Raw genomic sequence first — 12732 nt, 5'->3', positions numbered from 1 at the left:
CCACATGTCACGCACTTGCCATTCACCTTTGTTCTCTCTAGTTTACTAATCGACGGAATGCCTGGCAAACTGCAAGAAAGGCAGGCTTCAGCTTGTCGCTGACGCCTGCCTTTCTAAACCCTTTTGTTTGCAAACCTAGAATGTTTCCCCGCGCACATTTTGCTGCCCTGCATACGTTCCCTGAGGCTGATACGCGTGTTGATGCTGCATGCCATTTGTGTGTGCTGTCTCATATCCATAGCGATCCGTCGCGGGCGTGTACGTCGCGCCAACGCTCGAACGCATCCCTGTTTTGGCGACCGCTTGCGCGATTTCTTGCGCGGCCTGCTGGTTATTCTGGATCGAGCGCATGACATCATCCCGAGACGCTGTGGCGCCCGGCGGATACCACCCCTGCCGGCGCATGACTTGATAACACTCCGCCTGTTCTGCAATCGTTTCATAAAGCAGGCGCTGCAGGGTCTGACGCACCATCGGACAACTCGCTTCCGTCACCGCAGTGGCGTACTCGCGAATGTTGTGTTTCAATAAGAGAATGATGGCGTGAAAGCGATCCTTTATTTCCATCTGCATCGCCGTGTCGCGAAAATCCATTCCATACGGAATTCGATTCATCGTCTGTTGCATGAAGGGCCTCCTTTTAGCGGGCTGCGTTTTGGTGTGACGTTAGGACATGCATGAGTTCATCATGCCTGCGCTGATGCTCTACGACGGCGTGGTGCAAAAACTGGTGAACATCCTGCTGCATCGCGGTCTGCAGTGCCGCCGCGCACGTTTTTGCCAAAAGCGCTTCACCACCCAACAGGTCATCAAGATAGTTCAGCTCTTTGGTCGTTAGGGCTTGCATGGGCATCCTCCTCTTGTAATGTCCTCGCTAGTTTTCCACGCTTTGGCTATACTATCCATGCGTCAAAAAGTTTTATACACACCGAGAGGAAGATCACCCATGCCACGAATCACTGTCGAAAATGGCCCGTCCTTTGAAGTTGAAGATGGAACAAAATTGGTCTTGGCGCTAGAAGATCACGGCGTCGACATTTTGCACCGCTGCGGCGGCAACGCCCGCTGCACGACATGCCGGGTCGAAATCCTGGCAGGAACCCCCACCCCTCCCGAGGCACCGGAACTCGAGATCCTCGGCAAGAAGGGGCATCCAGACGGACAGTATCGGCTCTCCTGCCAAATTCGCGCGCACAGCGACTTGACCGTCCGTCCAGTGCTGACGGTTGCGACAGCCAACATGGATGCCGGTCCGCGCCCTACCGCGTAACGATCATTGACGCGCTTTGGACAATGGCGATCCACGCGCCACCGCCCCAATCGTCTGTCTTTTTCGCACCGATTGCTTTGATCATTTGTCCGTGAGATGAGGATGTTTTTCTTGAGATCGCCCTTTACAAAAACGATGATTCTCTCACTCGCCATTCTCTGGTTGACCGGCTCGGGCTTTATCACCCTCACGCAAAGGATCGACACATCCCTTGCCGCAAGCGCCCCGCCTGACGCAGAGGCACGCTATGTCGCACAGATCGTCTCGCGCACACTCCCTGTGCGTGAGACGACAACCGTGCTCTACCTCAATGGAAAAGACGGTGGGGACAATTATTACCGCGTCGCTTACCTGCTCTACCCGATGACCTTTGTGCCGTACTGGTCGTGGCGTCGCCCAAACGCCGGCGGAGATGTCTGGGATTCATCCGTTTTCGCGACACGCAAAGGACTTGCCAGCATCATTCGCCGGCATCACGTTCGCTATATCATCGCACTGCACCATCCAAAATTTTTGTCACTGCTTGGATTCAAACCTTCCGCCAGCAGAGGGTTGCTTATCCTGTTTCAAGTAAAGAATCCACAATCTCTTCGCGCAAACGCTCAATTCAATTCATCATTTCACGTGATAAAGCAGGTTACCTTGCCATGATTCCTACACTTCTTTTCATTCTAACTGTAATTGGCATCGGTCTTTTGCTCGATCCCTTTTTTGCGCATATGAATCGACTCGAACGCCTCGGGTTGGCCATCCTCTGCGGATCTGTCTTGCTGCCGTTTCTCCTCTTTTTTGCAAACGCCTACCTGCTCATCCTGCCCCTTGCCAAAACAGGCGCCGGCGTATTCTTTCGCGGCGGTGTCACCGTTCTCGCGCTCGCCTCACTCGTCTGGTTCCTATTGCGCGAAATCCATGCGCTGTGGGCGCCCGCGCGGTCACGTCGCGCGCCGCGTCAAAAAACCAAAGTGCGCATCAGTGCACTTCTTAGCGCCGCCTCGCTGCTTGCGTTTGCCGCCTTTGTCATCATCGGCATTCACACACGCCTTTTTGGCTGGGACGAATACTCCTATTGGATGTATGCCGCCAAGGTGCTCACGGTGACGGGCGGCAACGTCCACGCTCTACTCGCAAACGCGTACGGAAGTTACCCGCCGGGATTTCCTGAACTCGTAGCGTGGAATAACGTCCTGCAAGGGGATATCTCGATTCAACACGCCAAGTGGATCGCCCCGTTCTATTTTCTGGGCGCACTCACTGTGGAATGGGGCCTTTTCAAACGCTATAGACTGACGACAAATCGAATTCTGATCCTTTTGGCATTGACCGTTTGGGGGTGCCAATCGTATGATCTTTTTACCATCCTCGCATACGGAGAAATGCCGTATGTCGACCTGTACACACCCGGTGTCATCTATCTCGCCTTCGCCGTGCGAACAAAAGACAGCCGCGATTTGAACACGGGTGTCATCCTGCTTTTATTCTCCGCCTTTTTGCGCGTCGACGGATGGATGGTCGCAGGCTTCACCCTCGCAGTATTTTTTCTTTTCAGCGCACGGCAAACACGCTCAGCCTTGCGTGAAAAAAAACGCCTGCTCATCTACGTGAGCGCGGCGCTTCCCATTCTTTTGTGGAACTTCTATTTGTTTCACCACCCCACCCTCGCGGGTTGGGGAACTCGACTCACACTCTCGCGCGTCAGCGCGCGTCTGCCATGGCCCTTTATGTCGCACGTCCTTGGCGCCATGTGGACGACCGTCACAAACCTTCGCGTTTACCCGATCGTGGCTGCCTATCCATTTCTGGTCTGGGCTGCCTTCGCGTCGCGAAGCCGCGCACTCTGGTTTCTTCTTGCGGTTGTCTTTGCACAATTCGCCTATCTCTTCACAGCGTATATGACTGTCTTTTCATCCTTCGAGGCACTCCACGCATCAAGCCTCGACCGCTATCTGTTACGCATCGATCCGCTGATTAGCGCAGGCCTTTACTTTGCGCTCTATGATGAAAAACCGGCTAAAGCTTTGGCGACCATGTCACAAGCACGACACCAAGCAAGATGACAATCGCTCCGATCCAGCGCGTGAGTGATACATCCTCGTGCAGGATCCATACCGAAACAGCCAGACCGAGTATGTAAGAAATGCTTTGCAGCGGATATACAGCGCTCAATTGCGCGCGCGACAGAACCGCAAACCAAAGGAGCGTGGCGAGGACATAGAGAAAAAGTCCTGTAAGAATCAGTGGGGAGACAAAGACATGGAACGCGTTTTGAAGCGTAAGTACGCCCATGCGGTTGAGTCCCAGCTTAAAAAGTACTTGTCCTGTGACGAGCAAAATCACGTTTGCCAAAACGAGCATGATAACCAAACGTCCGCCTGCTTTCCAAAAAGAAATGGTCCTGCCGACGCGTCACACGCGATCAGTCACGGTTTTTAGTTTACTTTATCGCAGAAGGCGTTGGCTATCGCAAGTTTTGTAAAAGCGCAACAAACTCATAAAAACGGATGAAACGGGGGAAATTTCACATGAATGCATGGTTTACGTACGACCCGCGCCTTGACCTTGAAATTCCGTCACTCTCTCGCGAGTGGAGTGAGATCAGCGTGACGGAGCGCGAAAAAATTTTGGAGCATTGGGAGCGCGTACGCGGTGCGATCCCTTCGCGCATCTCCTTGTTTGAAGCAAAAATCGAGGAACTGCAGGGCCTACTTCACCACGAAGAGGAGTGGGGGCAAACCCTCTCCCTGATGGATCAGGTTACAGATTATGCCAGTCGCATCAATGACTTGAACATCCTTTTCCGGACACAGCCTGACGCACACATCGAGCATGACACGCCTAAACAACAAGAGCATCACGATCGTGAAAAATGAGACAGAAGGTCGATTTTTGACGATTTATGGGCGGAAGATTATAGTAGATCTGTCCATCTGAGAAATAGGAAGACGAAGCTCTTCAAAACCATTCAGAAAAGAGGTCTTATCTTGAATCGTACCCTTGCACGATCTGCCACGGGTCTCGTGGCACTCTCCCTGCTTTTGGCAGGTTGCGGAACGCAGAACACGACAACACCACCTGCGGGAAACACACCCACGACGCCTAGCAACGCAAGTTTTAAAGTGGGACTTGTCACAGACGTCGGCGGTCTAAACGACCACAGCTTCAACCACCTGGCCTACGTTGGCCTGCAAGCGGCAGAAGCAAAGTACGGCATCTCAGGATCTGTCGTTCAGTCGCACCAGACGAGTGACTATGTCACCAACCTGACCAATTTCGCGCAAGCGGGAGACAACCTGGTCATCGCTGTCGGTTACCTGATGGATTCGGCTGTCCAATCGGTTTCGAAAAAATTCCCCAAAACGAAGTTTTTGATCATTGACGACGCGATTACCAACCGCCCGAATGTCGCATCTGCCTTGTTTAACACACAAGAGTGTGGGTACCTAGTCGGCGTCATGTCAGGTCTTATGGAAAAACAAAAAGGCATCCCACAGATTAACAATAAAAACACTGTAGGCACCATTGGCGGCATGCAGATTCCGCCTGTGGAGAGCTACATGGCAGGCTTTGTCGCAGGCGTGAAAAAGGTTGACCCGAGTGCAAACGTCCTCGTCGGATGGGCCAATTCCTTTACGGACCCGGCCACTGGTGAAGCGATTGCCAATCAGCAGATCTCAAACGGCGCGGATATCGTTTTCCCGGTCGCAGGTGCGACTGGCAACGGCGCAATCACAGCGGCAAAACAGCACAATGTCTTTGCCATCGGCGTCGACGCAAACCAAAACTACCTAGCCCCGCAAACCGTGATGACCTCTGCGCTCAAAGCGGTTGATGTCGCGACGGAAACCGTGATCGGACAAGCCTTGCACCATCAATTCAAATCGGGCATCGTAACGTTTGACCTGAAAAACAAAGGCGTCGGATACGCCCCGCCGATCAAGGCCGTACCTGCTTCCATCATCGCACAGGTGAACCACTATGCGTCACTGATCGAGTCCGGAAAAATTACGCCACCCTCGACGCTCTCGTAAGGTGGAGGAGGTTCATGAGTGACAACGCTTTCTATAAACCACTTGCGCAAGACGTTCCCTGGTGTCATCGCGAATGACGATGTCACACTGCACATTGCAGCGGGAGAAACGCACGCAATCCTCGGAGAAAACGGCGCGGGCAAATCCACGCTGATCAAGATGGTCAGCGGATTGTACCAACCAGATTCCGGCGAGATCATCCTCAATGATAAAGTGGTCACCTTTTCGAGCCCGCGCGAAGCGATTCGCGCGGGCATTGGTGTTGTTCATCAGCATTTTATGCTCATCCCGGCGCTTAGCGTAGCGGAAAATGTTGTGCTTGGCAGTGAGCCGGGCGGGTTTCACTTTCCTAAGCGGCTCGCCGTGCAAAAGGTGAAGGAATTGTCTGAGCGCGTCGGATTGCCACTTGATCCAAACGCGCGCGTAGAGGATCTCTCCGTCGGCATGCAGCAGCGCGTGGAGATCGTCAAAGCGCTCTATCGGCAGGCGCGCATCCTGATTCTCGATGAACCGACGGCCGTTTTGACGCCGCAAGAGACCGAAGATCTTTTTGTCGTGCTGCGAAAACTAAAAGAAGATGGCATTCCGATCGTCTTTATTTCACACAAACTCGACGAAGTCCGCGCCATCGCCGACACGGTAACTGTGATGCGCGCGGGAAAAACGCTCCTGTCCCAGCCGATCGCCTCGTCAAGCGCCAGCGAGCTCGCCACATTGATGGTCGGCCGCGAAGTGGCGCTAAACGCACGCACCACCGCCAGTCATCCAGGCGATGTCATTTTGCATGTATCTGATCTCTCCGTTCTTGATGACCGCAAGTTGCAAGCCGTAAAACGCGTCTCTTTTGAACTTCGCGCAGGAGAAATTCTCGGGATTGCGGGGGTTGACGGCAACGGACAGACCGAATTGGTTGAGGCAATCGTCGGCATGCGCAGCGCAGTGAACGGTTCCATTCGTTTTGCGGGCAGAGACATCACGCGCGATACGGTCTCCGACCGCATCAAAGCCGGCATCAGCTACGTGCCGCAAGACCGTCAGCGCGACGGGCTCGTCCTCCCTTTTACCCTGACGGAAAACCTGATGCTGCGCGACCTAAAACCACCTTACGCAAAGCGCGGTTGGCTCACCCCGCACAGCGCACAGGCACAGGCGCGCGAGCTTCTCAAGCGTTTTGACGTGCGGCCCCCCGAGCCTGACGCTGCCGCACAGAGTCTGTCTGGCGGCAATCAACAAAAAGTGATCCTTGCGCGCGAAGTGTCACGCTCCCCGCGCCTGCTCATCGCCGTTCAGCCAACCCGTGGGCTTGACGTCGGCGCCATCGAAAGCATCCACCATGAGCTCGAAAAAATCCGCGACCTGGGCAGCGCCATCTTGCTCGTATCACTTGAACTGGACGAAATTCTCGCACTCTCCGACCGCATCTGTGTCCTGCACGCTGGCAGCGTCGTCACAACACTCCCGGGCGAAGGCGCGTCGCGCGACGCAATTGGGCTGGCCATGACCGGCACGCATCCAGACGCACAGGAGGTGCACCATGAAAAGTAAACTAAAGCAGTTGACTGTCCCCCTGTACGCCGTGCTGACTGGCCTTATTCTTGGAGCGATCATCATGCTCGTATCAGGGTACAATCCACTCAACGCCTATGACGCTTTGCTTGTCGGGGCATTTGGCAGCGCGTCGGCACTTGGCAACACACTCACCTCCGCCGTGCCACTCATCCTCGTGGGACTCGGAATTGCCGTAGCGTTTCGCGCGGGACTTTTTAACATTGGTGCCGAGGGACAATACTGGATGGGCGCAATTGTCGCCGTCTTTATTGGGTATCACTTTCCGACGCTCACCCCGATCCTGCACATCTCTCTTGCACTGCTTGGCGCGATGTTGGCGGGGGCGCTATGGGGCGGCGTGATTCCCGGCCTCACGAAATCTCTTGTCGGCGCGCACGAGGTCATCACGACGATGATGCTGAGTTACATCGCGATCTTTTTTGTCCATTATCTTTTGGAGCAAGGTCCAATGATGGCGCCTGGTTTCGTGCCGCAGTCAAGACCGATTGCCGCGAGTGCCGCACTGCCGAATCTCTTTCCTTCGACCGGGGTCTTTGCCAACGCAACCTTGTCATCCGGCTTTCTCATCGCGCTCGCCGCAGCCATTCTTACGCACATCGTGCTGTTTCGCACGACGTTTGGCTATCGCCTGCGAACCGTTGGCCACAACCCTTCCGCCGCCAAGTACGCAGGCATGAGCGTGACGCGCTTTACGATCCTGTCGCTTGGCCTAAGCGGCCTGCTTGCTGGGCTTGCAGGGGGCGTACAGATGCTTGGTGTCGACCAACAGCTCAATGACTCGGTTTCCTCCGGATTTGGCTACACCGGAATTGTCGTCTCGCTGCTTGCGCGCAACAACCCTTATGCGGTGATTCTCGCCGGGATTTTCTTTTCCGCACTCTCTGTCGGCAGTCAGACGATGCAGATAAACTCTGGCGTCTCCGCGAACATGACCGATGTGATCACTGGGATCATCGTCTTTTTTGTCGCGGCAGACCGTCTCTACGCCTACGGATTCAGTCGCATTCGCTCGCGCGTACGCGGAAGGTCGCTTGAAAGGACGGAACAAGGATGAGCGCGATTGCACAAATCTTTACAAACCCTGAGCTGTATGCGGCGACCATATCCATGGCGACACCGCTTGCACTCCCCGCGATCGGGGGAACCTTTTCAGAGCGAACGGGTGTCGTCAACATCGCGATGGAAGGCAACATGCTCGTCGGCGCTTTTTTTGCCGTCATGGTCGCCGCCGCGACGCAACAGGCGTGGCTTGGTCTTCTCGCCGGAATGCTCGCAGGAGGTATCCTGTCGCTTGCGCTTGCTTTCACCGCGATTCGCCTGCAATCCGATCAGGTGATCGTCGGCATGGCGCTCAACCTGTTTGCGTCAGGCCTCACAGCATTTTTGCTAAACACGGTGTATGGCTATAACGGAACGCCCACCAATACGCCATTTCTACCCACCATCACGATTCCCTTTCTGTCGACGATCCCGTTTATCGGCCCCATTCTTGGCCATCATGACGTGGTCGTTTACCTGATGCTTTTGATCGTTGCCGGAAGCCAGTATGTTCTTTTTCACACAAAACTCGGGCTGCGCATGCGCGCCGTCGGCGAAAACCCCGAGGCCGCAGACACCGTTGGCATTCATGTCGCGCGCATTCGCTATCTCGGCGTGTTTATCGGCGGACTACTTTCAGGCCTTGGTGGCGTCTATCTGTCCATCGGCTTGCTCAACGCGTTTGATGTCAACATGACGAACGGGCGCGGATACATCGCGCTTGCCGCCATGATTTTTGGCAAGTGGACACCCCTTGGATCATTTGGTGCAGCGCTTCTCTTCGGATTTGCAACGGCACTTAGCATCGCATTGCAAAACGTGGGAATATCGGCGAATCTCGTATCGATGCTCCCCTACGCACTGACCATCATCGCGCTGACAGGACTCGTTGGGCGTAGCCGCGCGCCTGCTGCGGACGGTATTCCTTACGCCCCGAGTAAATGAGAATCTCTCAAAAAAAGGCTGCCCGCTCTCGCGCGGCAGCCTTTTTTTCTCATTTAAATGACTCGTACGAGGGAAAATCGATCGTCTTGATTCTGCCTGGTTCACCAGGTTCAAGCAAACGATCGAGCGCCGCCTGAAGCACCAATCGCTGCGTATTTTCATCGCCTGGTTTTCCAAGCGAATGCCCGAAGCGAAACCCTGTCGGGTGAATTGCGCGGGATGGGCGCATAAGCCCCGACTGATCCACATCAAGGGTGATCAACACCGTCGGAATCCCAATCATCTCAATTGCGCGCTGAACCGTGACCACGGTCCGATGACAAAGGGGTCAGCCTGCCGTGAGCAAAACCGCATCCGCCCGCGAGCGATCCACTTCTTTCGCAATCGCCGGGACCGTCACAGCATTGATTTCGTTGAGCCGCATCGCATACCCCATCATTGTGATGTGCTTTTCGGCCACGTCTTTGATGATACCTTCTTTGGCAAACGCACGCAGACGATCGATCGGGAAAATGGTGTTCAAGTCTTTTTTGGGCTCATCCGTATCGTACTCCGCCTTGGGTGCGCCGTGTGTTACCGTGAGATCTGCAACCGAAACATCGCCCGGGATTACGCGATAGGTCGTATCGCCCGCCGTGTCAAACGCCTCCTGCGTTTTGAGATGGACCCCGGCTGTCGATACGATCATCAAGGTCATCTCAGAGAGCGGCTTTGAGACAGGTGTATAAGGGATCGCCTTTCTTGAAAGCTGGATAGACACAAGATTCCTTCCTTTCTCGCCTAAAGCATGGATACAACGATTTTGGTATGATCGAAATCAGGACAAAATAGCCCTAGATCCATTGTAAAGTTTTTCCCTCAGAAGGAAAAGTCTACACCTCGACCTCTCGTCACACGTTATTCGTATCTGCATGATACAGGAGGGTTCCGCGATGTACAGTGCGTGGCTGCTTTCTCACCTTCAGCGCGACATCGTCGCACACGTTGAAGAGCGTCCGGCCACAGAAGATGGCATTTTGCTTTTTCACTTGAAATTCTATGCAGACGAGCTTCTTCAGACTGGCTACCTCGCGCTGCCAAAATCCTTTTTGCACACACCACAAAAACATCCGGGATTTCTTTATTTGCGCGGCGGGATGCGCAAGGCTGGGATGGTTAAGATGACCTGGCTCGAACGGTTTGCTCGCCAGGGCCAGATCGTCTTTGCACCGACGTATCGCGGCAATGAAGGCACAGAGGGGCGCGAAGACTTTGGCCTACATGATCGCCGCGACGCCTTCGGGGCATTCGACCTGCTTGCTACCTGCTCGCTTGTCAGTACCGATAAGATCACCATTTACGGTTTCTCGCGCGGTGGACCGCTGGCGATCTTCACCGCGATTGAAAAGCCGTCTGCGCGCAGTGTCATCTCACACGGCGGTGTTGCAGACCTGGCGCTCACATACCACGACCGCCCCGATCTGCAAAAAATGTTGCGCCGCATCATCGGCGGACCACCCGAGACACACCCACGCGGCTACCGCATGCGCTCTCCTATTGAAGTGATCGACCAATTGCGGGTGCCGCTTCTGATTGTGCAGGGGTTGTGCGACGTACAAGTTGACGCGCACCACGCAACGCTATTAAAAACGCGCGCAGAGGCCGCAGGAATTCCCTGCGACCTCCTCTTACTCAAAGACGTCGGTCATCACATGGCGGATGAACCGTGGGAAAACCTCGCGCGCACCATGTTTACATGGTCCATGACGCACGTTTTATCGTTACAACAAGACAGTCTTTAAAAGGCCCACTCCCTATACTCATCCGCCACCGTGTGCAGCGCACTTTCAATTGCGTCAAAGATACGGTCGAGCTCTTCATCGGTCACAATAAACGGCGGGGACAGCGTCAATACATTGTTCCCTTCGGGGACAGTATCCCCATTGCGCCCGACAATCACACCGCGCTGTTTGCAATGCGCCAAAACGCGTCCCATAACCGTCGGATCAAGCGGTGTCTTGTCTGCCCGGTTTGAGACCAATTCAACCCCTGCGAGAAATCCAAAAGAGCGAACGTCTCCAACGAGCGGAACATCCCGCAATCGTTCAAGGCGCTCATTCATTCGCTCCATAAGCGCGCGCACCCGCGTCCCGATCTGCCGCTCTTCCATCAGTTCAAGCGTCTTCGCCGCAACCGCGCACGCAGACGGGTTGCCGCCAAACGTATTCAGGTGGCGCAGGTGTGTAAATTCTCCTTGCCCTTTGAAAACATTGAAGATCTCGTCGCGAACAGCCGTTGCCGCCAAAGGAAGATATCCGCTGGTGATCCCTTTTGCCATCGTCACAATATCCGGTTTCACATGAAAGTTCTGATGTCCAAATCGTTCGCCCGAGCGATAGAAGCCACAGATCACCTCATCCACAATCATCAAGACGCCGTGTTTGTCACAGATCTCGCGCACCTTTTCAAGATACCCAGGCTTTGGCACAAGGACGCCGCCACCCGTGATGACAGGTTCCAGGATCACCGCCGCAACGGTGTCACTGCCCTCCCACGTCATCACCTGATCGTAGTATGACGCGCATTCAAGTTGACAGCTATCCTCTTTTTGTCCGAACGGACAACGATAACAATACGGCGGAGGAACATGCAAGAAACCCGGCGTGAGCGGTTCATAATTTTGCTTGCGAATCGACTGGCCGGTCGCGGCAAGCGCGCTGCCTGCGTTGCCGTGATATGCACGATAGCGCGAAATGACCTTGTAACGCGTGCCTTCACCGCGCAAAGCGTGGTATTGACGCGCAATTTTTAGTGCAGTTTCGTTTGCTTCCGTCCCACTGTTTGAGAGAAAAATGTGGTGCTTTCCTCCCAGCCAATCACTGATTTTTTCACTGATTTCGATCGCTTTGAGATGACTCTGCGAAAGCGGATAGTACGGCATCGTGACCATCTGTTCATATGCTGCATCCGCCAGCGCACGCTCTGAATAGCCGAGATTCATGCACCAGAGCCCGGACATCGCGTCAAGATACGCGTTTCCCTCTACGTCATAGAGTGTTGCCCGCTCTGCGCGCGCAACGATCATCGGATTCTGACTGCTCGCAAACGGCTGCATGTGATGCCACATGTGTTCACGGTCGCGCTCAATCCATGTAAGCGCTTTATTTTCAGACAGCAACTCTGCCAATCCGCAACACTCCTTTCCAATCATGTGTATGTAGGTCCCGTTTCAGCAACTCATGTCAAAAGACGCGTTGTCCCTGCCCCCCTATCATAACGCAGTTTTTCATAGCTTGGAATGCCTATACAGCAAAAAACCGTGCGATTTCTCGCACGGCTCTCATTTGCTCGTTTAACTTACAGTTTAGAAACGTTTGCCGCTTGAAGTCCGCGATTGCCGCGAACGACTTCGAACGAAACGCGTTGTCCTTCGTCGAGAGCTTTGTAGCCGTCGCCAAGGATAGCACTGTAGTGTACAAACACATCGTCGCCGCCAGGCACTTCGATAAAGCCGTACCCTTTCTCTGCGTTAAACCACTTCACGATTCCTTCTTGCATCGTATAGCCTCCTACACCGCCCATGGCGGCACCTTCAGGTATTGCGACCACAGAGTCATCAGGTGTTGACTCAACCATGCTACTGCCTTGCGGCGAGTCATGCTAAGTTCTTACACTGTCCGAGAAATACCACCGTAATTCAGGAACAAGAGCATGACGCTCTGCCATGACGTTCCCTATACCGTTCGGTTTTCAAGAAAAAGACTGCTGTGTTCGTCTAAGCCATTATTGCATACAAAGGTTGAAATGTCCAGTCCCCGCGATCACTCAGCAGGCCCCACGCATCTTTTTCCCAGTTGGTCGACCACGGGGACCATTCGAATGCCAAATAGAACCAGACTTCAGGAT

Annotated in this window: 16 protein-coding genes; 9 read left to right on the top strand and 7 right to left on the bottom strand. The window is 54.2% G+C overall.

The genetic code is table 11. From position 1 onward, the window contains the following. Positions 1 to 135: 135 nt before the first annotated feature. Positions 136 to 627 carry a spore coat protein gene (locus ATW55_RS13300; RefSeq protein WP_067718728.1) on the bottom strand — a complete coding sequence of 164 codons (492 nt, stop codon included), beginning with the start codon at positions 625 to 627 and terminating at the stop codon, positions 136 to 138. A gap of 13 nt (positions 628 to 640) precedes the next feature. Beyond that, positions 641 to 847: a hypothetical protein gene (locus tag ATW55_RS13295; protein WP_067718725.1), complete on the bottom strand. Its 207-nt coding sequence runs from the start codon at positions 845 to 847 to the stop codon at positions 641 to 643. Positions 848 to 946: 99 nt separating this feature from the next. Between ATW55_RS13295 and ATW55_RS13290 the strand changes: the two genes are divergently transcribed. The 3 genes from ATW55_RS13290 to ATW55_RS13280 all read left to right on the top strand — a co-directional run bounded on the left by ATW55_RS13290 (position 947) and on the right by ATW55_RS13280 (position 3324). Continuing rightward, the gene (locus tag ATW55_RS13290) at positions 947 to 1270 is read left to right on the top strand and encodes a 2Fe-2S iron-sulfur cluster-binding protein (protein ID WP_067718720.1); all 324 of its coding nucleotides are present in this window, start codon (positions 947 to 949) and stop codon (positions 1268 to 1270) included. Positions 1271 to 1381: 111 nt separating this feature from the next. Then, a complete protein-coding gene (locus tag ATW55_RS13285; RefSeq protein WP_153005165.1) occupies positions 1382 to 1921 on the top strand; it encodes a hypothetical protein in 540 nt (179 codons plus the stop codon). Further along, the gene (locus tag ATW55_RS13280; RefSeq protein ID WP_067718713.1) at positions 1918 to 3324 is read left to right on the top strand and encodes a hypothetical protein; all 1407 of its coding nucleotides are present in this window, start codon (positions 1918 to 1920) and stop codon (positions 3322 to 3324) included. The genes ATW55_RS13285 and ATW55_RS13280 overlap by 4 nt, the downstream gene beginning before the upstream one ends. Here the strand turns inward: ATW55_RS13280 and ATW55_RS13275 are convergent. Further along, on the bottom strand, positions 3278 to 3622 hold the full coding sequence (locus ATW55_RS13275) for an EamA family transporter (RefSeq protein ID WP_235587141.1): 345 nt from the start codon (positions 3620 to 3622) through the stop codon (positions 3278 to 3280). The genes ATW55_RS13280 and ATW55_RS13275 overlap by 47 nt on opposite strands. A 167-nt stretch (positions 3623 to 3789) precedes the next feature. Here ATW55_RS13275 and ATW55_RS13270 point away from each other — a divergent pair, with 167 nt between their 5' ends. The 5 genes from ATW55_RS13270 (at position 3790) to ATW55_RS13250 (ending at position 8847) form a co-directional block, all read left to right on the top strand. Further along, entirely contained in the window at positions 3790 to 4137 is a 348-nt protein-coding gene (locus tag ATW55_RS13270) for a hypothetical protein (RefSeq protein ID WP_067718705.1), read from the top strand. A 111-nt stretch (positions 4138 to 4248) separates the two neighbouring features. Then, on the top strand, positions 4249 to 5295 hold the full coding sequence (locus ATW55_RS13265; RefSeq protein ID WP_201024994.1) for a BMP family lipoprotein: 1047 nt from the start codon (positions 4249 to 4251) through the stop codon (positions 5293 to 5295). Positions 5296 to 5313: 18 nt separating this feature from the next. Next, on the top strand, positions 5314 to 6840 hold the full coding sequence (locus ATW55_RS13260; protein ID WP_067718699.1) for an ABC transporter ATP-binding protein: 1527 nt from the start codon (positions 5314 to 5316) through the stop codon (positions 6838 to 6840). Further along, a complete protein-coding gene (locus ATW55_RS13255) occupies positions 6830 to 7918 on the top strand; it encodes an ABC transporter permease (RefSeq protein WP_067718695.1) in 1089 nt (362 codons plus the stop codon). The genes ATW55_RS13260 and ATW55_RS13255 overlap by 11 nt, the downstream gene beginning before the upstream one ends. Next, positions 7915 to 8847 (top strand): ABC transporter permease, encoded by a 933-nt coding sequence (locus ATW55_RS13250; protein ID WP_067718692.1) that lies wholly within the window; start codon positions 7915 to 7917, stop codon positions 8845 to 8847. Before ATW55_RS13255 ends, ATW55_RS13250 begins: the two co-directional genes overlap by 4 nt. A gap of 49 nt (positions 8848 to 8896) precedes the next feature. Here the strand turns inward: ATW55_RS13250 and ATW55_RS13245 are convergent, their stop codons facing one another. Together ATW55_RS13245 and ATW55_RS13240 are read right to left on the bottom strand one after the other, a co-directional pair. Next, positions 8897 to 9112 carry a hypothetical protein gene (locus tag ATW55_RS13245; RefSeq protein WP_235587136.1) on the bottom strand — a complete coding sequence of 72 codons (216 nt, stop codon included), beginning with the start codon at positions 9110 to 9112 and terminating at the stop codon, positions 8897 to 8899. Between the two features lie 63 nt (positions 9113 to 9175). Next, on the bottom strand, positions 9176 to 9607 hold the full coding sequence (locus ATW55_RS13240) for a glycine/sarcosine/betaine reductase selenoprotein B family protein (RefSeq protein ID WP_082685853.1): 432 nt from the start codon (positions 9605 to 9607) through the stop codon (positions 9176 to 9178). Between the two features lie 172 nt (positions 9608 to 9779). Here ATW55_RS13240 and ATW55_RS13235 point away from each other — a divergent pair, with 172 nt between their 5' ends. Further along, entirely contained in the window at positions 9780 to 10628 is an 849-nt protein-coding gene (locus ATW55_RS13235; RefSeq protein ID WP_067718687.1) for an alpha/beta hydrolase family protein, read from the top strand. On the opposite strand, the gene ATW55_RS13230 is transcribed toward ATW55_RS13235, so the two are convergent. Together ATW55_RS13230 and ATW55_RS13225 are read right to left on the bottom strand one after the other, a co-directional pair. Next, positions 10625 to 12013 carry an aminotransferase gene (locus tag ATW55_RS13230; protein ID WP_272867087.1) on the bottom strand — a complete coding sequence of 463 codons (1389 nt, stop codon included), beginning with the start codon at positions 12011 to 12013 and terminating at the stop codon, positions 10625 to 10627. The two genes, ATW55_RS13235 and ATW55_RS13230, sit on opposite strands and share 4 nt — an antisense overlap. A gap of 170 nt (positions 12014 to 12183) precedes the next feature. Next, complete coding sequence (locus ATW55_RS13225) at positions 12184 to 12384, bottom strand: cold-shock protein (RefSeq protein ID WP_067719001.1); 201 nt, start codon at positions 12382 to 12384, stop codon at positions 12184 to 12186. Positions 12385 to 12732: the final 348 nt, after the last annotated feature.

This window comes from Ferroacidibacillus organovorans (assembly GCF_001516615.1).
Classification (GTDB): domain Bacteria; phylum Bacillota; class Bacilli; order Alicyclobacillales; family SLC66; genus Ferroacidibacillus; species Ferroacidibacillus ferrooxidans_B.
This window is presented reverse-complemented; position numbering and strand designations above follow the sequence as displayed.